The organism is Pseudoalteromonas shioyasakiensis, from assembly GCA_013391845.1.
Taxonomy (GTDB): Bacteria; Pseudomonadota; Gammaproteobacteria; order Enterobacterales; family Alteromonadaceae; genus Pseudoalteromonas; species Pseudoalteromonas apostichopi.
Map to the genome: position 1 here is coordinate 1,188,819 of CP058414.1, position 20,109 is coordinate 1,208,927.

Consider the following 20,109-nt stretch of genomic DNA (forward strand, 5'->3'; position numbering starts at 1 on the left):
GAGGGCAATATGAAAAATCAACACCCTAATTTTTGGTCAACACCTACAGGCTGGGCTGCACTGGCACTTATTGCCGCAGTGACCTACTTCTTAGTGCTTGAGCATGGTCAACATATGCTGCAATTTCTTCCCTACTTGATTTTATTGCTATGCCCCTTGATGCACGTATTTATGCATGGCAGTCATGGTAAACATGGTCACGATCATTCACATGCGCCTGATGAAAAAAAGGAAGAGAGCTTTCAAGAACTCACGGATAAAAATGCAGCCTATCGCGATGGCTACATACAAGGGTTAGAAAAGGCACGTAAGGAATCACATAAAAAGGAGAGCAGTGATGAATGAAACATATGATTATGACTTATGGTCAATGGTGATACTGAACTCAGCAATTTTTATCTTTTTTGCCTTTAGTTTTGTCAAACCAAAAACATCAACTGATTGGAGAAGTCTAAGCGCGTTCTCTGCCTTTATTGTTGCCCTATTTACTGAAATGTATGGCTTTCCTTTAACTATCTATTTTCTGTCGGGGTGGCTGACGGAGACCTATCCAGAAGTAAATTTCTTTGCGCATGAAAATGGGCATCTATTACATACTTTCTTTGGATTTCAAGGTGATGCCCATTGGGACCCATTTCATATAGTGAGTATGGTGTTAATTGTTGCAGGTTTCTTTATGTTGTCTTCAGCATGGAATGTATTGCATCACGCGCAAAAACATCATCAATTGGCTACAACTGGATGGTATGCAAGGTGTCGCCACCCACAGTATGTAGCTTTCATTCTAATCATGTTCGGCTTTTTATTGCAGTGGCCGACAATCCCAACACTTGCGATGTTTCCGATCTTAGTCGTTGTTTACGTCAAGCTAGCGAAACGCGAAGAAGCACAAGCGATTGCTGAGTTTGGTTCGGAGTACCACAGGTATATGGAATCGACACCAAGTTGGATCCCAAATTTTAATAAAAGTGTAGAAGGTAAAAATCATGAAAACGTTAACTAAATCAATTTTATTTATTAGTTCACTACTTATAACCACTAGCTCATTTGCCCAAAACAATGAGCATAAGCATGAAGGTGCGAACAAAGCTGATATGCATCAAGGCATGGCAATACCACATGAGAACATGGGAGAAATGCACAAAAAGATGATGGAAATGAAAAAGGAAGTCCATGCCATTAAAACTGAAAAAGATCCTGAAAAGCAACAGCAGATGATGGTTGAACATCACCGTTCAATGATGAAGATGATGCAATCCATGCACAAAAACATGGAAGAAATGCCAATGCATCAACAAATCAAGATGGCTGAACATCATTTAGAAATGATGGGGAACATGATGCCGCAGATGAACCGTAAAATGGAAGAAATGAAAGATAGCAATCAACAGCATTCACACAAACATTAGGAGAAAAATTATGAGCGATTTAAATCATAGAGTTGGCGTTAAAGAGCAAAATTTAGTTGTTCGAAACCTAAAGCTTAGCAATGTCACAGAAGAAAGCTGTGACGAGTTAGTAAAAGAAATAGATCAGCTTTTTGGTATAGATGAAGTTAGTTACAACATCAAAGAAGGTGAAATACACCTTGCCTATGATGCCGCAAACGTAAGCCTTGATGGGATTGAGGAGGTAATCCGTAAGTATGGCGCAGATGTTCATGATGATTGGTGGACACATACTAAAGAAAGTTACTATAAATTTGTTGATCAGAACATCAAAGATAACTCTGTTCATAAGCCTTGGAGTTGTCATCAAGCACCTTCGGGGGCTGGCCGGAAAAACAAATGAATTCATAAAAAAGTGTATAGATAATTAGTTAGTCAAATGAGGTAACAGTGATGAAAACACCCTATATAAAAGCTCTTTTATTGCTTACATTCGGTTTATATTTAGTGGGTTGTTCCAATACCACTTTTTATCATAAATACATGATGAGAGGTCAGGTAGTAGAAAGTTCTGATAATCGAACTCTAATCTGTATTGGTGCTAAGCATGGCGCAGAGGTTGGGCAAAAATACAGTGTTATTAGATTCCATGAAAGAATAGTATTGAGTGAAGGTGAAGATCCCTACACTATCGAAAAGGTAGGAACGGTACAAATTACTAAAATTGTGAATGATCATTTCGCAACTGTAAAGCTAGTGTCTGGTGACATTGCAGCGAAAGATATGGTGGAACTTGAAAACTAATAAAGTGGTGGCGAAAGCCACCACAAGAGCATAACAATAAAACTTAATGAAAAAACTTTAGTGTTATTTTGTACAACCTTTGAGATTGTTTGCTCAGTTCTGGTTATCTTGATGCCAGTACGACAGAAAAAATGTTACATATGAATTAGAAAGGTGTGGGCTGGCATCCTAGGTCTAATCTTAACAGTTAAGGGGCCGCCGAATAGAGCTATACCTTTACATCAGCAGCATAATCAATGCTCCCGCGATCATAAATAAGTTTTCAGATAGCGATACAAATCCAAGTGGCACACTGCTATCGCCGCCTACACAGGCACACTTTAACTGGCGTTTGTCGATGTAAACGGCTTTGAAAACTGAAATTGCTCCAACTGTGCCGATAAACAATGAAAATGGTGCCACTGCGAGAGGCTGTAGTTGGGCAACCATACCAATACCTGCATATGCTTCAATGAAGGGATAAATATAACCATATCTTATCCATCTCATCGCTAGTAAATCATAAGTAATAAACGAATTTGTGAAACTGTATAGGTCTTTCAGTTTTTGCACCGCTAAGAGCGTCATTGAAAAAGCTATAAATAGCATCAGTGTTCTGATGGAGATAAATGAGCCGGAAGCAAAATGTTGAGACGCGACAGCAAGAAGTGCAGCTATCGAGAAAATGGCTACAACGGGCGTGTAGGTTGTGCCAGTTTGACCTGCTTCATCTTTACCAAAATACTCTCTTAAGTCATCGTATCCTCCGACACGCTTTCCTTCAATAAAGGTTTGTGGCGTAGTTTTGACATCATGCTTAGCTTTGAAGTCATCAGCTTGTTGTCTTGACGTGAGCTTATGATCTTCTACATCATACCCTTGCCTCTCCAGCAAATCTTTCGACCTTAAACCATAGGGGCAGATATGTTCGTCAGTGACCATTCTGTACAGGGTAGCTGTCTTAGTCATCTTAGTCTCCTTTGTTCAGTGTGCCTTCAAACTTTGGGAGCGGTCGTTGCTCAGCCTGAGCTTGTGAGCTGACCTTTCCATTTTCAGAAATATCTTTAATCAGCCATTCCATTTCTTTTATTTCTTTTCGTTGGGCTTTAATAATACCATTTGCCAATTCACGCACGCGTACATCCTCCAAAGTTGAATGCTCACTAGTAAGAATAGCAATGGAGTGATGAGGAATCATCGCTTTCATGTAAGCAGTGTCAGAAATTGTGCTTTGAGAGCGAACAAGATAAAGACATATGGCAAACAGTATTGTCGCCAATAGAAAAATAGCCATGTTGAGCTTCTTGTTACTGTACATGCCAAGCATAAAGGCCAGCATGATCATTGCCATACCTGCTCCCATATACAACGCCATATAGATACGCGTTTCACTAAACCATATATGTGATACTGCGTAAGTGTTGAGATACATCATGACAAACATAGCAATGGTTGAGGTGATGATCATTGCAGCAAATCTTGAGTATTTCATAAGTAATCCTTACATTGATAGTGTAAATATTTCCCACTGTTAGCCTATTATTCTCTACATGTGGTCATGTTCTCGAAAAAGTGCAAGTAATGAGCCAGTATCAATAAGAGTATTTGTAATACGATTGACTCAATTTCAGCTTATATCTAAAGTTTAAGTTTTGAACTTATGATAGACACAGGCTAAATTGGCTTTAGTTAACAATCTAATGGGAGAACTCAAAGCACTACAAGCTGAGCTTCAACAAATGGCAAGCTCGTGTACAAGTGAAGCGTGTGAAATAATTAAGTCACTTTATAGTTAGAATTGTCATTCATTTTCTATCCGTAGTGTACGAATTTCTATTTTTTATTACGTTCATGTACGAAATTTATTTAATATACTTTCGTTCATTTAATTGTTAAGGTGTGCGAAAGTTACAGGTTTCGTATATATGAAAGTTGGTTTTGCAAGAGTTTCAACTAAAGAACAAGATTTAAATGTTCAACTGTCCAAGTTGGACGCTCAGGGCTGTGAAAAAATATTCCAAGGCAAACAGTCTGGTGCTTCGATTCGAAATGAAGAAAAGCTTTAGGAACTCATCGACTTTATCAGGGAAGGTGATGAAGTTATTGTTACTCGCCTCGACCGTTTGGGACGGTCGTTAAAATCTATTCTTGAGGCAATTGAAAGCATCCATAAGAAAGGTGCTTGTTTGAATATTATCGACGGCTCTCTCAATACCAAAAATGATAATCCGTTTGCCACTGCCATGATCAACCTATGTGGAGTATTTGTGACTGTGCATAATGATTGAGATTGATCTCATTTTAGACTGAAAGGTTTTAAAGGGATGCCGCCAATCTCTCTTTTTATGAAAGTATGATTTTTTAATCATAATATCTGAGACTCAATCAGTTATATTACGATAATTTGATGCTATTTGCTAACGGCAGCTCCTCCGACATTGCGAACATTAGCATCAATGAATACCTTATGACTTCACTTAGCCAAAAGCGGAAGTTAGCTTTTGAGTTATTAACGAAAATTCAGAGTGTAAAGCAGACGTTGAAGAGTCAATAATAAACTTCAATTTAAACACTCTAGTGCATTAACGGCTGCAACTAATTTTGTCGTTCTAGAATTGGCGGAATTTTGCTGTTCCATATGAGAAGTAAACACACCAGTCACCATTCAATAGTTTGGCAAAACCTTGTGTGACTCATACTTGTGATACCGCTGACATGAATTTGTCAGCATTTCTTCCGTTTTTATCTGTCCACATTTAGGACATGCAATAGTCGATTAATGTTCTATATTCTGCCCGTATGCCTCTAACAGAGTTAACTATCTAGTGACTTAATGATCCCGCATGCTTCAATAGTATTGTTCGAACCACAAGCACTAGCCATCTGTTGTAATTCAGCTTTAAGCGCCCTTAATTCTTTCATGCGTTTATTCACTAGTGCAAGTTGCTGATCAATTAATGCATTAACGCTAGAGCAGCTTTCTTCTGGCTTATTTTTTAATTCGATAAGACGTTTAATATCATTGAGTGATATATCTAGGCTGCGACAATGTTTTACGAACTCCAATTGTTTAAGTGCTTTACTATCATACAGCCTGAAATTACCTTCTGAACGGTTTGGATTTAACAGTAATCCTTCTCTTTCATAATATCTAATTGTTTGTATAGAACAGCCCGATTTTTTAGACAATTCGCCTATTTTCATCAATTTCCCCCAGACATTTGATTCTATAGTTACTATAGAGTCTGTAGTATAAGTATGCAACGAAAAGGATATATAAAAAATGACCGAGAAATATTTAAACAATACGAATATCGTTAATTTTGAACACAAAGATATCCAATCCCTGATCGATCAGCGAGGATGGCAAAGCTTAGACGATTTCAACAAAATTGGAGCAGCATACCAATTTGTGAAAGATGAAATAATGTTTGGCTATAACAAGAGTGATGATATAGCAGCAAGCGATGTACTAGCAGATGGTTATGGGCAATGTAATACTAAGGGTAATCTGTTAATGGCGCTATTGCGTGGACTAGGTATCCAGTGTCGTTTCCATGGTTTTACCATTGATCAGCAATTACAAAAAGGGGCTATACCTAGCTATGTATTTTGGTTAGCACCTAAATACATCATTCATAGTTGGGTAGAAGTTTATTTCGATGGACGCTGGATAAACTTAGAGGGCTTTATATTGGATGAGCAATACTTAAGCTCACTACAGCAGAAATTTAGCCAAGCAAAAGATGACTTTTGTGTCTATGGTGTTGCAACAAAGTGTTTCTCTTCACCAAACACAAATTGGTGCGGCCAAGATACCTATATTCAAAAAGAAGGTATTCATGACGACTTTGGGCTTTATGATTCCCCTGATGAGTTTTATCTTGAAAAGGGTACTAATTTGTCGGGAGTAAAACGTTGGATGTATCAAGGTGTGATTCGCCATTTGATTAATATGAATGTATCAAAAATTAGAAATACAAAAGCACTGGAGGTACAAAATGCACAACCATAGTCACAGTCATCAGCATTCTAAAGATGATCGTATTGGTTGGGCATTTTTTCTGAATGTGACATTTACTATTATCGAATTTATAGGTGGTTGGCTCACTAACAGTACTGCGATAATGGCAGATGCAGTTCACGATCTTGGTGATAGTCTTTCAATAGGTTTTGCGTGGATTTTAAGTCGTTTTTCAGATAAAGAAGCATCAGATAAGTTTAGTTATGGTTATCGTAGACTTACTCTCTTTGGCGCATTGATAAACAGTATTGTTTTAATCATTGGCTCAATTTGGATTTTATTTGAAGCAATTCCAAGGCTGTCCAATCCTGAAATGCCTGTAGTCGAGGGGATGTTAGGGCTAGCGATACTCGGCGTTGCCGTTAACGGATATGCGGTATTAAAATTAAAAGCGGGTGAAACATTAAATGAGAAAGTGCTGACATGGCACCTTCTTGAAGATGTACTTGGATGGGTTGCCGTTCTTATAGTCTCTATCGTACTGTTGTTCGCTGAACTGCCGATATTAGATCCCCTTTTATCAATAGGGTTCACGCTGTTCATCTTGTTTAATGTTTTCAAAAACCTGAAATCAACACTCGTTTTATTTCTTCAAGCTGCACCCGATAAAGAGACTCAAAAGCGTATTAAACTATCACTAATGGAATTTCCTGAAGTTAATGGTATCCACCACATGCACTTTTGGTCACTAGATGGTGAAAGTCACGTTTTAACAGCGCACCTTGAGCTGAGTGACAACTTTGACGTTAAAGAATTAATTAGGCTTAAACAAGAAGTTGCAGCTAAATTATCTTCCTATCATTTATCGCATACAACGATAGAGTTTGAGTTTTTAAATGAAAATTGTCGGGATGAAGCGCAGTAAGCTTTATCAATAAAATGTTGGGCATACAATATAAAAAGCAGCTTAATTAGGCATAACCTATTAATTAAGCTGCTTTTTGGGCTTTAAATTTCGTCAGATTACTGTTTGTTACTCTCAGAGCCATGCGCCCATTGATATAAAACAGGTAATACAAACAAAGTTAAAATGGTAGAAGATACAATACCGCCGATAACGACTGTTGCTAGTGGTCGTTGTACTTCTGCACCAATTCCAGTGTTTAGCGCCATTGGAATAAAACCTAAACTAGCAACCAGTGCCGTCATTAAAATAGGTCTTAAACGAATGATGGCACCTTCAATGATCGCTACGTAAAGGTCGCCTTTTTCATGCCAAAGATCTCGAATAAAAGCCAACATAACCAAGCCATTTAATACGGCGACACCTGACAATGCTATGAAGCCGACACCTGCCGAAATTGATAAGGGCATGTCTCTTAAATAAAGTGAAAATACGCCCCCAGTTAATGCTAAAGGCACGCCACTGAAAATGATTAATGCATCTTTTAATGAACCAAATGCGATAACCAAAATACCTAAGATTACAACTAATGTGATCGGTACAACTAAGCTTAATCTTTTACTCGCTGACTCTAGTTGTTCAAACGTTCCACCATAATCAAGCCAGTATCCTGCTGGGATTTCTCCTTCCTGATTAATTTTAGCTTTCACTTCTTTTACAAAGCCGCCTAAATCTCTGCCACGAACATTGACGGTAACCACAACTCTTCTTTTTCCGTTCTCACGGCTAATTTGAGCAGGTAAAGACTCTGATTTAAGCTCTGCAACTTCTTCAAGTGGCACATAGTTACCACCCTCAAGTGGAAGCGGCAGGTGCTTCAAGCCATTGATATCTGTTCTTGTTTGCTCTGGTAGGCGAACAACTAACTCAAATCGTCTGTCACCTTCATAAATGATCCCCGCAGATTCTCCACCAATTGCAGTAGCAACCCAGTCTTGCAGTTCTGAAACGCTCAAACCGTATCGACCAAGCGCTTCTCGTTTAGGAATTACTGATAAAGATGGAACACCTGTGACCTGTTCCATTCGGGCATCAGCAGCACCGTCCACGGTTTTCACAATATTTAGAATATCTTTTGCGGTAAGTAATAATCGATCTAAGTCATCGCCAAATACTTTGATGCCCACATCAGCTCTAACGCCAGAAATCAATTCATTGAAACGCATTTGAATAGGCTGAGTGAATTCATAGTTGTTGCCCGGAATGTTTTTCAGTACTTCTTCCATTTCTTCAACTAATTCACTCTTTGGCTTTGAAGGTTCGGCCCATTCTTTACGTGGTTTTAAAATAACAAAGATATCAGCAATACTCGGTGGCATTGGATCAGTTGCTACTTCTGGTGTGCCGATGCGCGAGAATACTTTATCAACTTCAGGAAACGCTTTAATACGTTGCTCAAGTACTTCTTGCATTTCTACTGATTGCTCTAGGCCGGTAGAAGGTATTCTTAGCGCTTGGACTGTTATATCCCCTTCATTTAGCTGTGGAACAAATTCACTACCCAGCGTTGTTGCTAACCAAAGGCTATACCCCATTAAGAGCGTCGAAAATGAAACGATAACCCAACGAAATTTCAACGCCATTTTTAGCAATGGTTCATAAATAGACTTGGTTGAACGAATAACAACACTTTCTTTTTCGCTGATTTTACCTTTCATAAAAACAGCTACAGCAGCAGGAACCAGTGTAACTGAAAGGATCATTGCGGAAATTAACGCCATAACGACAGTTGCCGCCATAGGGTGGAACATTTTCCCTTCAACGCCAGTTAGCGTGAAAATGGGGATGTAAACAACAGTGATAATTGCCACACCAAACAAGCTTGGACGTATCACTTCTGAAGTGGCTTCAAAAACGGTATTTAGGCGTTCTCTTAAGTCTTGCCTATGACCGTTGTGTTGGGCCTGTGCTAACCTACGGACAGAGTTTTCAACGATGATGACAGCCCCGTCCACTATCAAGCCAAAGTCCAATGCGCCGAGACTCATTAAATTGGCAGATACTCCTGCTTGCACCATACCTGTGATTGTCATTAACATGGAAATAGGGATAACAGCAGCGGTAATGAGAGCTGCACGTAAATTTCCAAGTAGAATAAATAACACAACAATAACTAAAAGCGCACCTTCAACGAGGTTTTTGGTAACGGTTGCAATCGCTTTATCTACTAACGTTGTTCTGTCGTAAACAGGCTCTGCGGTAATGCCCTTTGGCAGAGATTTTTGTATTTCGCTGAGCTTATGTTCCACTTCTAAAGCAACGGTGCGAGAATTCTCACCAATCAGCATCATGGTTGTACCAAGCACTGTCTCAATGCCATTACGAGTAGCAGCCCCTGTTCTAAGTTCTTTGCCTATAGCAACATTGGCAACATCACTTATTTTTACAGGAATACCATCGTTCTTTTTGATGATGACATTGAGGATCTCATCTATTGTCGCTAGTTGCCCAATGGAGCGTACTAAAACTTGCTGTCCGTTTTGCTCGATATAACCCGCGCCACGGTTATCATTATTTTTACGTAATGCATCAGATATTTCTTCAAAGCTCACACGATAAAAAAGTAATTTTTCAGGTTTCGGTGTTATGTGATATTGCTTGTTGTAGCCGCCGATACTGTTGACCTCAATGACGCCTTTAACTTGAGCCAATTGCGGTTTAATGATCCAGTCTTGTATTTCTCTTAAGGCAATAGCGGTATAAGGCTCTCCATTAGGCATTTTAGCATCAGGAGAAGCTTGTACGGTATACATAAATATTTCGCCAAGCCCTGTCGAAATAGGACCCATTTCTGGCTCTAAGCCAGAGGGAATAACGCCTTTTATCGCAGCTAATCTTGCATTGATTAAGTTGCGAGCAAAATAAATATCGGTTCCCTCTTCAAAGATAACGGTTACTTGAGATAATCCATATCTTGACAGGGAGCGGGTGTGAGACAGCTTTGGCAATCCGGCTAAGGCTGTTTCTACAGGAAAGGTCACCCTTTGTTCCGCTTCCAAAGGTGAATAACCGGGGGCAGAAGTGTTTATTTGTACCTGCACGTTTGTTATATCTGGAACAGCATCAATGGGAAGTTTTTGATAACTCCACATACCAACGCCGATGATTACCATCAGCAAGCTTAATACTAAGTAGCGCCTATTTATTGCAAGACGCAAAATTGATTCAATCATATTGCGTCTCCTAATCGTCGTCTTCTACTTCAGATTTCAATATATCTGCTTTTATCAGATAACTGTTTTTGTTTACATATTCAGTGTCTTTACTGAGGCCACCAATAACCTCGATATAGTTCTTATCTGAACGTCCTAATACAAGCGGTGCAAATTCGTACTCTTCATCTTCTTTAACAAATACACCTAATTGTCCCCCCAGTTCTTGGATAGCAACTTTCTCAACGGCTAAATCCACCTTGAATTGATTTATTTTGACGTTGCCTTTTAATAATTGACCTGACGTTAGCTTTAACTCAGTGTTGTTTAAACGTACACGTGCTAAAACATAAGACTGATCTTTAGCTGGAATTATATTGGTGATGGTTGAGTTGAATGCCTGTTCACCATGCTCAATATCAACAGGTTGACCGACTTTAATTTGATTATATTGGCTGGTAAACACCTTAAATTCAGCCCACAAGGTGTCAAAATTGACGATTTCAAACAAGCTAGTGTTTTGCGTGATACCGCCAATATTTCCATTTCGCTGTAAAACAGTCCCAGAAACAGGCGATGTTATTTTATAAGTATTTAAGCTCTCATTAGATTCAATAACGGCTAATAGATCGCCTTTTTTTACCGTATCACCAACAGTGGAGTTTATTATCTTTATAACGCCGTTATATCTAGCGCCAACTTGAAATAATTGTTCAGCGCCTATCGTCGTAGAGCCGTATACAGGGATAGTTTGGTTCAACGTTTTTGAAGCTAAATAGGCTGTTTCAACACCAACCTTTTTTGCCATGTTATTGTCGATTTTGCTTATGCCTTCTTCGCCTTCATGTTCATCTTCACTAGCGAAAACACTTTGAATGGGTGACAAATACCCAATAAAAATCAATAGTGCGAGTAAATAGTTTTTCATTTTTAATTCCTAAACGATTCAGTTAATAACTGAATCAATAAATTGTTATTAAGCTTAAAGTGATGCTTTTTTTAGAGTGACAGCGCTTCGTTTGTTAGTTTTTCTATCTCTGCGCCATAAATTAGGGCAGCAGATGCCGCATCAATGAGGGTTCGCCGAGCATTTAACAGCTCTTGTCTAGCCGATACATAATCAAGATATCCATATCGACCTTTTTGATAGGCGTCTTGAGTATCTTCCAGTGCATCTTCAAGCATTGGGATAACCGACTGCTTTAATGAATTAGCTGTTAATATGGCTTGTTTTCTATTGGAGTATGCTCGTAGTAAGTGATTTCTAAACCTCAACTTAGTCGCCTCTTTCTCTATGGCAACTTGGTCACGCTCTGCTAGCGCACTAGCGATTGCACCAGAATTTCGCTTTTCAGCAAACAAAGGTAAGCTAAAGCCAGCGACCAGTGCCGTATCATTGGCTTCTTGAGAGCGCCTAACACCAACAGACCATTTGATATTGGCCGTTGACTCTGTTTTAGCTAACTGTATTTCAGCCTCTTTTAGTCGCTGTTCACTTGCATAGATTTGAATAGCAGGGTTCTTCTCTAACTTCGCAAAAAGGCTGTTAAAGTCACTATCATTGCCAAACTGAAAAAGATCCCCTTGTACTTCAGAGAAGGTTACAGAGTTTTCCCCCCAGTAGGCTGCTAATGAGAGCTTCAAATATTCCAAGCGCTTTTGTTCAGATTGAAGGGTGAGGTTAGCCTGAGCAATAACTGCTTTTGAGCGTTTCACTTCAGCCTCAGGAGTAGCACCTGCGCGGTTACGCTGAGATACAATCTCTAACGTTTCTTGTGCTAAGCTCAAAGCATTTTCTGCCAATATAACTCTTTGTTGGGCTGCAAGTACTTCCACGTACTTCTCAGTGACTTGAGCCATTAAATTAAGCGCAGAGACTTCTTTCTCAGCATTGAGTAGTGCTCTTGATTTTGAAACAAGTCCAATCCGCGCTGAGCGTTTATCTCCCATTTCGATAACCGAAGATAGAGCGACTGTTAATTCAGCACTGTCGAATGCATTAAATTCACCTGAGCCTGCAAAGTTCTCAGCTTCAACTTCTAGTTCATAAGCAGGATTTAAACTTGCTGTTTGTTCTTGTCCTGTTAATGCGGTTTGTTTGAAATCAAATATTTTGAGTTCAGGATTTTGTTTAAGCGTCCACTGAATTGCCTCTTGAAGATTTAACTGCTTTTCAAAGGCATAAACATTAAATGTAAAAAGTGACAACGCGAGAAACGCGATATATTTAAGCCGAGGTGTTACACACCTCAAAATTGCTATCTTGCGATGCACACAGGTATTAAGTGCCATGTATACTTTCCTATAAATTTATATGTTTTTTTCGGTCATTAACATTTGACCTTTCATAATTTTCTATAAAATTTAGGCGTATTTAGGTGGGCGGAATGGCACCGAGATATAGCCTTTTAGCTCAGGAGAAACTAAGGCGTAGGTAAGGAAATATTCTATTGCTTGGAAAATGTTACAGGAAGAATCAGCATTTAAAAATAAGTGACAACAGCAACAAAAATTACAATTATCAATTGAAGAGTTGCTATTATTCACCTCAAGCATATTGGAGTCTTCTGGAGCTTTTAGCGGGGTAATAGACTTAGTTAGTGATGAACTAAAAGAACTTTCACTTAAGTTTATTTCAAGCTCTTCTAGCGAAAAAAACACAGACTGCACCGCGATTAAAATCATTATCACGTATGATATATTTGATTTGATATACGATGAGTGCATTATTTTCATTTCTCTGCTTAATACTTTAGCTGTAAGATGCGGCGAGCACCGTTTAAAACGACAAGAGCAATTATCAAACCAATCACTAAATCTGGATAACGACTGCTTGTTGCTGTAACTAATAAGCCAGCTAAAATTACACCAACGTTTGCGATAACGTCATTTGCGGAAAAAATCCAACTCGCTTTCATATGAGCGCCGTCTTCTTTGTTGCCAAATATCAAAAACAGACAAGCAACGTTAGCGATTAGTGCTATTCCACCAAATATCATCATTAAAGAAGAGATCGGTTCACTACCGTAAACAAAGCGTCTTACGACTTCGCTCAAAGCACCTAGCGCTAGAATAACTTGAAGCACACCAGATATATGTGCTGCTCTAAGTTTCATGCTAATACTTTTACCTACGGCATAAATAGCTAAACCATACACAGCAGCATCAGCAAACATATCTAATGAGTCTGCAATTAGGCCAGCAGACTGTGCAATAATCCCAGCAATTACTTCTATAAAAAACATGACTCCATTAATGGCTAACAACCATTTTAGGGTTGATGCTTCTTTCATCTCATTTTTTTGGGCTAAGTCTTTTGCTTTTGCAGCTTCTGTACTGCAACTTTGTTTAGTTGACTCTAACTCTGCACCGAGTTTAAGTTGTTGTAACTTTTTTGTTATCTCATCTAAATTTTCATCATGAAAAACTTTGACTAAGCGATTAGGAATATCAAACTGCAATCCAACTGAAGGCTGAATTGAGTCAAGTGCTAATCTGATCAATCTCTCTTCTGAAGGACAGTCCATTTGAGGCACTTTATATGTACTGACAAACGCGCCACTATAGTTATCTAATTGTGTATCAATTTTTACGTCTTCGTTGGTAGGAGATGATTGACACTGACCACTACATTTTTCTGACATATTTAACATTCCGAAACAATATTAAAATAAGTATAAAATCTATAGTGGCTATAGAGTCAAATAAAAAGTTATTTAATTTGAAAAGATTGGGAAGTAACTCAAATAGCTATTCCAAGAAAATAATTGTTGGGGGGTAGTGACAGCAAACACTGCTAACATTATTTGGACTGCCCGTTTTATACCGATGTTTATCAAAGATAAAAAATAGAAGAGCTATCTAGATAGAATAAATTAACCGATGATCCTAATTCCACATTAAAGTCGCGTTGGTGTGTTACTAATTGTACAGAGGATCTAAAACAAGATTTAAATTTAAAAGTAAGAGCAACGACTATATTGTTGGAACACTTGTCATGAGATACGCTAAGCCTAATGTCCGGTTTCGTATCAAAGTGAATTTTAGCTGAAGTAATTTTGTACCATCGTTTACGACTGCTTCAGGCTCAAATCTGACGAAGATTTCCTAGTACTCACCCAATCTGGCTTGATGAGAAATAATCTCAAACATTATGCGTAGCCACATATTCGCTCAACTTGAGCGGGATCTTATAAAAGCCAGAACCACAGAAGGTCGTGAAGAGGCTAAAGCTAAAGGCAAACACATGGGCAGATTGCCTGCTTTATCAGACAAACAAGCGAAAGAATTATATAAAGATAAATTAAATGGTGAATCGATCTCTGCATTAGCGAAGAAATATTCTGTTAGCCGCCCCACGGTTCACCGAATTATTGAAAGAATGGAACAAAAGAAATAATAAATAAAAGGAGACGTTATGTGGTCTGATAAAGAATCAAAAATTGATTTCTTAAATTTTAATGAAACGGCTGAGTCAATAAAAGATCTTATAACAGAAAAGGAGTTAATGCCTATTAGTATAGGCGTTTTTGGTGATTGGGGCGCTGGAAAATCGACGATTCTTGAACTTACTAAGGCTTCTCTGGAAAGTGATGAACAAGAATATATCCAAGTACATTTCGATGCATGGACTTTCCAAGGGTATGATGACGCTAAAGCGGCGTTACTAGAAACAATTGCATCTACTTTAGTTAAAAAAGCAGCAGACGATAAAAATCTCAGTGCAAAAGCAAAAGAGTTTGCTGGACGAATAGATAAGATCAGACTGATGGGATTGCTAATGGATGGTGGTGCAGCATTAGCTGGTATACCAACTATGGGTGGTATACAGAAGATCATGGGACTATTCAGTGGTGGTGACGATGGTGAACTGGATGTTGATGATGTAAAAGGTGCTGTCGATGGCGCTAAGGATGTCGCGAAGAAAAACAAAGGTTTGATCAAAGATAATAAATCATTTTCACCTCCTAAAGAAATTAAAGAATTCCGAAAAGCATATTCTGATCTGTTAAAGGAGTTTGATAAGCCACTTATTGTCTATGTCGATAATTTAGATCGCTGCTCTCCATTTAATGCTATTTCGACCCTTGAGGCGATCAGGTTATTTCTATTTTTACCCAATACTGCATTTGTTATTGCCGCCGATGAGGACATGATCCGCTTGGCAGTGCCTGAGTATCACAAAGGTGCATCTCAACGACATCAAACTGATTATTTAGACAAGCTTATTCAAATTCCTGTGCATGTACCAAGACCCGGCGTTCTGGAGATAAGGGCATATTTAATGATGCTTACTGCTCAAGATCACGGCGTTACCGATGCGCAATTAGAAACGATAAGATGTGCCCTTGAAGAGTCATTAAGGCTGTCGTGGAAACAACCACAAATTACCGTTGACGAGCTACTTCAAGATCACGAGATTGAAAAGCATTCCGAACTCAGAAGTAAATTTGTGGTTGCTGAACAGTTAGCTCCACTATTAGCTGAATCCACAAACATTAACGGCAACCCTCGCATAGTTAAGCGATTACTCAATCAGGTTAAGATGAGAAAGAAAACCGCTCATCGCAGAGGAATGCAGCTTGATGAAAAAACTATCACTAAGCTGGTAATTTTTGAGAGGTGCTTAGGCACTCAGGCTACCAACAAGCTTTATGAATTAATTGATAAGGAAAACGGATATCCAAAAGTATTAGCGGATCTTGAAAATTCAGAAGTCGAATTTGACGAAATTAATTTACCTGAAGAGTGGAAACTCGACCTAGCTTTTATTGATAAATGGTCGAAATTACCTCCCATGTTCACTGAAATGGATTTGACACCAGCGGCATATCTGAGCAGAGAAAGCATTCCAATGGGGGCTGTTAATTCGGTAATGTCTGGAGCCGCTCAAAAACTCGTAGAAGAATTAATGAAGCAAAAGGTAAGGGTCAGTGGCGTTAACTCTACTGCGATTACCACAACTCCGAAGGAAGAATACATGTCAGTCATGGATGGTTTGATTGAAAACTTTAAGTTGATTGGTGATTGGACCGAAAGACCAACAGGCATTTATGGGGCTGTGTTACTTGCCAAGCAGGATGATAAATGTAGCTTAAGTCTTCTTACATTTTTAAAAAGCTTGCCCCGCCAAAGATGGCTTAATCCAATTTTAAAAGAACTAGAGGGAACTAAGTAATATGGGTACGTCCGCATCGTCAACAGGACCAAATAATAAGAGTCCACTTATTCCATCTTGGGCAGAGCAAGGAGATCCTGTCACAATAGAACCTGCATCAGGTACTGATGGGGATGAGCAAGCTGGCTCTGATAATAATCAAGCTGATGATCAGAATGACAATAGCAATGATATTGACAATGACAAGGTTCAACAAGAAATCGGTGGTTCACCTACAGCAACACCGCCTCCAAATAGGTTTGCCAGTGCCAGAAGAGCATTTGGTAAATATGCGCAAACAGGTGGCTCAACCTCAGATCTAAGGCGTTCATTAAAAAGTTACTCTAGAAAAGGCTCTGGCGGAGGTAAAAGCACAAGCAGGAGACTATCAAGCGGCATAACTGCTGGTTCTGGATTGCTTGGTGTCATGCGTGGCGACACCGTAACGGTTAATAATCAAAGCTTATCATTAGGTGATCTAACTGGGCTATCGACTGATCAAGCAATCGACAAAATTGCTAGCCATTTAGCGCCTGATAATGCCGATTCGGATGCTGTAAGAGTTGCGTTGGATTACGCACTAGAAGAAGCACTCCCCGATACAGAAGAATTTGACCCAAACAGTTTTACTGACGAAGTTATCCAAGAAGCCATAGGCTGTTATTTAACAGACCTTATTTTTCAGGATGTGGTTGAAGGCATGGGCAGAGCTTGGTTTCATGTTGAGCCAGCAAGCAAGCATCATCAAATGGAAGTTGAATTAAGGGAACTAATAAAAGTGATTACACAAGAGCAGTTAGACAAAGTAACTAATGGCAACCCCAGTACTATTAGCAAAGAAAATATTACTAAAATTCAAGCCGATGCTATTGCTATGACGGTTGATGAATGGGAGAGCTTTAATGACTAATTTTTACTTTAACCATGACCCTGCTAACTTGCCTGACTTTTCTGATGATTGTCATCCTGTCCAAATGTTTCATACGCATCAAAATGACATCACTAAGCACAGCTTGGTGTCAAAACAACTACTACAAACAGTTCGTGATTTAGGATTGAATGTAGATGCTGATTCAATAGATCTGATAACAATTGCTACCGCCGTTACCGCTGCTGATACATTTGAATTAAGGGATAATGCAGAAAATGCATGGGCTAGAAAAATGCATTTGCATGTTCCTGTAACTGATGAGGATATGTGGAATTTTGTAGAACCTGAACTGAGTTCTTTGCTCAACTTTCTTACAGGCGATCAATGGCTGTTTACTTTTGAAAAAACAACTATGCCGATGCCGACTCCTAAAACAAGTGAGCAAGCGAAAGCAAAAGCAAAATCATTAATTGGACTCAACTCTGTTTGCCTTTTTTCTGGTGGTCTTGATAGCGCAGTTGGTGCAATTGATATTTTGAACGGAGAATCAGATTTAAAGCCTCTCTTGGTTAGTCACGCTTATCGTGGTGATGGCGCTAAGCAAGAAGACATTAAGCAATTATTATCCCCGCCATTCGGCGAATTGTCCTATTCAATGTCTCCCCATATTATTAAGCACTTAGAAGGTAAAACTGACATTAGTATGAGGGGAAGAAGCTTTAACTTCCTAGCTATGGCGGTACTTGGTATATCAGCCTTAAGAAATGCTAATTGCGATAGCAGTATTGAAACTATTGTCGTCCCAGAGAATGGCTATATTTCTATAAATCCGCCGCTTACCAGAAGACGGATTGGTAGCCATAGCACTAGAACTACTCATCCTAATTTTCTAAGCAGGCTTGAATCTTTGCTTAGAGACACTGGGTTTCATGTCAAATTTGTAAACCCCTATCAATTCAAAACTAAAGGTGAAATGTTAGCGGAATGTGTTGATCAAGACGCAATTAGAAAAGCAGTTCCCCTAAGTGTTTCATGCAGTCATTGGCACAGAGAACATAAACAGTGTGGGCATTGTGTACCTTGCCTTATTCGAAGAGCGTCAGTTTTTCATGCTGGTTTTACACAAGATGCGCCATACAAGACAAAGCGGTTGAGAGATCTTATCAAAGAAAAAGATACTCGCGATGATCTCCAAGCGGTTCAAACTGCCATTATTAGATTGAAACAATCCGATAACTATCGTTCTTGGCTTCGAAGTTCAGGGCCAATACCACAAGAAAAAGATATACGAGAAAAATTAGAATCAACTATTAAGCGAGGATTGGCAGAGGTTGAATTATTTCTCCAAGCGGATAAATCGTCATGATGGATCTTCATTGCCACGTTGATTTATATCCAGATCATCAAGAGGTATTGAACGACATAAAAAGCAGTAATTATTACGTGCTATCAGTAACTACGGTGCCTTCAGCTTTTGAAGGTACTGTCCAGTTAACAAGTGGCATAAAACACTGTAAGACGGCCTTGGGGCTTCACCCTCAACTTGCTCATCTAAGAAAAAATGAATTAGCACTATTCGATAAGCTAGTTGATAGAACTAGATATATTGGAGAAATTGGACTGGATGGCTCAAAAGGTTACGCTGATTACTTTGATGATCAATTAGAGGTTTTCACGCATATTCTAAAAAAATGTGAAGGCTTTGATGACAAAATACTAACTATCCATAGTCTTAACGCGACTGGTGAAGTTCTTGAACAACTTAAGTTACATCCCAATGCTGGTACTTCTATTCTTCATTGGTTTTTAGGTACTAAGAAGCAAGTTCTAGAAGCCGTCGAGCTAGGCTGTTTCTTCTCTATTGGGCCAGCCATGCTAACTTCAGCCAGAGCTAAAAAAGTAATATCGTGGATACCTCAAGATAGAGTTCTACTCGAAACTGATGGACCTTTCGCCAAAGTGGCGGGGAATATTCTGTTTCCTTCAAGTGTTGGCACTGTTACTGAATATCTGGCTGAAATTTGGTGTAAAAATAAGGCTTTGATAATAGAAAAATTGTCAGTAAATCTTAGGTGTTTAACATCAGTCAAGTAACTAATTATACGTCACGTAATCTTATAACAATTTTATTCAGGTTTAATCGGTTTGTTTGAAGTATTTGTATTAGCTATAGCACTCAGTATGGACGCGTTTGCAGTATCCATAGGCTTAGGTTCTAAAAAAGTAGTAAATGCTGAAAAGCTCTTTATTAAAGCCGCTGCTTATTTTGGTTTTTTCCAAGGCTTTATGCCTCTTTTAGGCTATTACAGCGGTAAAGGTTTATCATCTTGGATTGAAGATTATGCACCTTGGATAGCTTTTATTTTGCTAGTATTTATCGGTGGCAAAATGATTTATGAGTCCCAATCTGAAGGAATTGAAGAAGATATTGCTAATGTTACTCATCGTGTGCTATTTGTTCTTGCTATTGCCACCAGTATTGATGCAATGGCGGCAGGTTATGCAATCACATTGCTTGAGGTAGATATAGCCGTAGCTTGCTTGATAATAGGCGTCACGACGTTTGCCTTTAGCTGGATTGGTGTGAATATCGGCGAAAGAAGTGGCGTATGGCTGGAATCTAAAGCTGAACTATTTGGTGGTTTAGTGTTAATCGCAATCGCATTTAAGATATTACTTGGTTGACACAGAACCACCGAATACTAGGCTACTTACCTGAGCAACATGCATTGCCTTCTTGAATAGGAGGACACTTAACTGTTCCATAAGAGCAATAAACGCAACAATCACCTTTTAACGGTTTAAGTAGTGCTTTACAGCTTTCGCATTC

General features: G+C 39.0%; 20 protein-coding genes and 1 pseudogene. 14 read left to right on the forward strand and 7 right to left on the reverse strand.

Annotation, left to right across the window (positions count from 1 at the left end):
• The first annotated feature begins 9 nt into the window (after positions 1-9).
• Genes HYD28_05455 through HYD28_05475 form a run of 5 tightly spaced genes read left to right on the forward strand, consistent with a single transcriptional unit; the run spans position 10 to position 2,192 of the window.
• A complete protein-coding gene (locus HYD28_05455; protein QLE08454.1) occupies positions 10-345 on the forward strand; it encodes a DUF2933 domain-containing protein in 336 nt (111 codons plus the stop codon).
• Positions 338-1,003, forward strand: coding sequence for an isoprenylcysteine carboxylmethyltransferase family protein (locus HYD28_05460; protein ID QLE08455.1), 666 nt, complete (start codon positions 338-340; stop codon positions 1,001-1,003). The genes HYD28_05455 and HYD28_05460 overlap by 8 nt, the downstream gene beginning before the upstream one ends.
• Positions 987-1,409 (forward strand): hypothetical protein, encoded by a 423-nt coding sequence (locus tag HYD28_05465; protein ID QLE08456.1) that lies wholly within the window; start codon positions 987-989, stop codon positions 1,407-1,409. The genes HYD28_05460 and HYD28_05465 overlap by 17 nt, the downstream gene beginning before the upstream one ends.
• Before the next feature lie 10 nt (positions 1,410-1,419).
• Positions 1,420-1,791, forward strand: a complete 372-nt coding sequence (locus tag HYD28_05470) for a cation transporter (protein QLE08457.1) — start codon at positions 1,420-1,422, stop codon at positions 1,789-1,791.
• Positions 1,792-1,841: 50 nt separating this feature from the next.
• On the forward strand, positions 1,842-2,192 hold the full coding sequence (locus HYD28_05475; protein QLE08458.1) for a hypothetical protein: 351 nt from the start codon (positions 1,842-1,844) through the stop codon (positions 2,190-2,192).
• 216 nt (positions 2,193-2,408) lie between these two features.
• Here the strand turns inward: HYD28_05475 and HYD28_05480 are convergent, their stop codons facing one another.
• Entirely contained in the window at positions 2,409-3,140 is a 732-nt protein-coding gene (locus tag HYD28_05480) for a glutaredoxin (GenBank protein QLE08459.1), read from the reverse strand.
• 1 nt (position 3,141) lies between these two features.
• Positions 3,142-3,663: a DUF305 domain-containing protein gene (locus tag HYD28_05485; protein QLE08460.1), complete on the reverse strand. Its 522-nt coding sequence runs from the start codon at positions 3,661-3,663 to the stop codon at positions 3,142-3,144.
• A 433-nt stretch (positions 3,664-4,096) separates the two neighbouring features.
• Between HYD28_05485 and HYD28_05490 the strand changes: the two are divergent.
• Positions 4,097-4,438, forward strand: a pseudogene (locus HYD28_05490) (recombinase family protein).
• A 547-nt stretch (positions 4,439-4,985) separates the two neighbouring features.
• On the opposite strand, the gene cadR reads toward HYD28_05490, so the two are convergent.
• Positions 4,986-5,375 carry a Cd(II)/Pb(II)-responsive transcriptional regulator gene (gene cadR / locus HYD28_05495; protein ID QLE08461.1) on the reverse strand — a complete coding sequence of 130 codons (390 nt, stop codon included), beginning with the start codon at positions 5,373-5,375 and terminating at the stop codon, positions 4,986-4,988.
• Between the two features lie 79 nt (positions 5,376-5,454).
• On the opposite strand from cadR, the gene HYD28_05500 reads away from it, so the two are divergent.
• The gene (locus tag HYD28_05500) at positions 5,455-6,186 is read left to right on the forward strand and encodes a transglutaminase family protein (GenBank protein QLE08462.1); all 732 of its coding nucleotides are present in this window, start codon (positions 5,455-5,457) and stop codon (positions 6,184-6,186) included.
• On the forward strand, positions 6,173-7,060 hold the full coding sequence (locus HYD28_05505; GenBank protein ID QLE08463.1) for a cation transporter: 888 nt from the start codon (positions 6,173-6,175) through the stop codon (positions 7,058-7,060). The genes HYD28_05500 and HYD28_05505 overlap by 14 nt, the downstream gene beginning before the upstream one ends.
• Before the next feature lie 98 nt (positions 7,061-7,158).
• Here the strand turns inward: HYD28_05505 and HYD28_05510 are convergent, their stop codons facing one another.
• The 4 genes from HYD28_05510 to HYD28_05525 all read right to left on the reverse strand — a co-directional run bounded on the left by HYD28_05510 (position 7,159) and on the right by HYD28_05525 (position 13,895).
• Positions 7,159-10,272 (reverse strand): CusA/CzcA family heavy metal efflux RND transporter, encoded by a 3,114-nt coding sequence (locus HYD28_05510; GenBank protein QLE08464.1) that lies wholly within the window; start codon positions 10,270-10,272, stop codon positions 7,159-7,161.
• Positions 10,273-10,282: 10 nt separating this feature from the next.
• Complete coding sequence (locus HYD28_05515) at positions 10,283-11,179, reverse strand: efflux RND transporter periplasmic adaptor subunit (GenBank protein ID QLE08465.1); 897 nt, start codon at positions 11,177-11,179, stop codon at positions 10,283-10,285.
• Positions 11,180-11,250: 71 nt separating this feature from the next.
• A complete protein-coding gene (locus HYD28_05520; protein ID QLE08466.1) occupies positions 11,251-12,543 on the reverse strand; it encodes a TolC family protein in 1,293 nt (430 codons plus the stop codon).
• A 452-nt stretch (positions 12,544-12,995) separates the two neighbouring features.
• Entirely contained in the window at positions 12,996-13,895 is a 900-nt protein-coding gene (locus HYD28_05525; protein ID QLE08467.1) for a cation transporter, read from the reverse strand.
• Positions 13,896-14,497: 602 nt separating this feature from the next.
• On the opposite strand from HYD28_05525, the gene HYD28_05530 reads away from it, so the two are divergent.
• Genes HYD28_05530 through HYD28_05555 form a run of 6 tightly spaced genes read left to right on the forward strand, consistent with a single transcriptional unit; the run spans position 14,498 to position 19,964 of the window.
• On the forward strand, positions 14,498-14,650 hold the full coding sequence (locus HYD28_05530; protein ID QLE10493.1) for a helix-turn-helix domain-containing protein: 153 nt from the start codon (positions 14,498-14,500) through the stop codon (positions 14,648-14,650).
• 18 nt (positions 14,651-14,668) lie between these two features.
• Positions 14,669-16,429 carry an ATPase gene (locus HYD28_05535; GenBank protein QLE08468.1) on the forward strand — a complete coding sequence of 587 codons (1,761 nt, stop codon included), beginning with the start codon at positions 14,669-14,671 and terminating at the stop codon, positions 16,427-16,429.
• Between the two features lies 1 nt (position 16,430).
• Positions 16,431-17,318, forward strand: a complete 888-nt coding sequence (locus HYD28_05540; protein ID QLE08469.1) for a hypothetical protein — start codon at positions 16,431-16,433, stop codon at positions 17,316-17,318.
• Positions 17,311-18,645 (forward strand): hypothetical protein, encoded by a 1,335-nt coding sequence (locus HYD28_05545; GenBank protein ID QLE08470.1) that lies wholly within the window; start codon positions 17,311-17,313, stop codon positions 18,643-18,645. The genes HYD28_05540 and HYD28_05545 overlap by 8 nt, the downstream gene beginning before the upstream one ends.
• Positions 18,642-19,373, forward strand: coding sequence for a TatD family hydrolase (locus tag HYD28_05550; GenBank protein QLE08471.1), 732 nt, complete (start codon positions 18,642-18,644; stop codon positions 19,371-19,373). The genes HYD28_05545 and HYD28_05550 overlap by 4 nt, the downstream gene beginning before the upstream one ends.
• 51 nt (positions 19,374-19,424) lie before the next feature.
• Complete coding sequence (locus HYD28_05555; GenBank protein QLE08472.1) at positions 19,425-19,964, forward strand: manganese efflux pump; 540 nt, start codon at positions 19,425-19,427, stop codon at positions 19,962-19,964.
• Positions 19,965-20,109: the final 145 nt, after the last annotated feature.

Bases quoted from the DNA above. Each gene is read 5' to 3' on its own strand.
- HYD28_05515 (QLE08465.1), bottom strand. From the start codon at position 11,179: ATGAAAAACTATTTACTCGCACTATTGATTTTTATTGGGTATTTGTCA.
- HYD28_05455 (QLE08454.1), top strand. From the start codon at position 10: ATGAAAAATCAACACCCTAATTTTTGGTCAACACCTACAGGCTGGGCT.
- HYD28_05520 (QLE08466.1), bottom strand. From the start codon at position 12,543: ATGGCACTTAATACCTGTGTGCATCGCAAGATAGCAATTTTGAGGTGT.
- HYD28_05545 (QLE08470.1), top strand. From the start codon at position 17,311: ATGACTAATTTTTACTTTAACCATGACCCTGCTAACTTGCCTGACTTT.
- HYD28_05540 (QLE08469.1), top strand. From the start codon at position 16,431: ATGGGTACGTCCGCATCGTCAACAGGACCAAATAATAAGAGTCCACTT.
- cadR (QLE08461.1), bottom strand. From the start codon at position 5,375: ATGAAAATAGGCGAATTGTCTAAAAAATCGGGCTGTTCTATACAAACA.
- HYD28_05535 (QLE08468.1), top strand. From the start codon at position 14,669: ATGTGGTCTGATAAAGAATCAAAAATTGATTTCTTAAATTTTAATGAA.
- HYD28_05505 (QLE08463.1), top strand. From the start codon at position 6,173: ATGCACAACCATAGTCACAGTCATCAGCATTCTAAAGATGATCGTATT.
- HYD28_05485 (QLE08460.1), bottom strand. From the start codon at position 3,663: ATGAAATACTCAAGATTTGCTGCAATGATCATCACCTCAACCATTGCT.
- HYD28_05500 (QLE08462.1), top strand. From the start codon at position 5,455: ATGACCGAGAAATATTTAAACAATACGAATATCGTTAATTTTGAACAC.
- HYD28_05510 (QLE08464.1), bottom strand. From the start codon at position 10,272: ATGATTGAATCAATTTTGCGTCTTGCAATAAATAGGCGCTACTTAGTA.
- HYD28_05475 (QLE08458.1), top strand. From the start codon at position 1,842: ATGAAAACACCCTATATAAAAGCTCTTTTATTGCTTACATTCGGTTTA.
- HYD28_05480 (QLE08459.1), bottom strand. From the start codon at position 3,140: ATGACTAAGACAGCTACCCTGTACAGAATGGTCACTGACGAACATATC.
- HYD28_05465 (QLE08456.1), top strand. From the start codon at position 987: ATGAAAACGTTAACTAAATCAATTTTATTTATTAGTTCACTACTTATA.
- HYD28_05550 (QLE08471.1), top strand. From the start codon at position 18,642: ATGATGGATCTTCATTGCCACGTTGATTTATATCCAGATCATCAAGAG.
- HYD28_05530 (QLE10493.1), top strand. From the start codon at position 14,498: ATGGGCAGATTGCCTGCTTTATCAGACAAACAAGCGAAAGAATTATAT.
- HYD28_05525 (QLE08467.1), bottom strand. From the start codon at position 13,895: ATGTCAGAAAAATGTAGTGGTCAGTGTCAATCATCTCCTACCAACGAA.
- HYD28_05470 (QLE08457.1), top strand. From the start codon at position 1,420: ATGAGCGATTTAAATCATAGAGTTGGCGTTAAAGAGCAAAATTTAGTT.
- HYD28_05460 (QLE08455.1), top strand. From the start codon at position 338: ATGAATGAAACATATGATTATGACTTATGGTCAATGGTGATACTGAAC.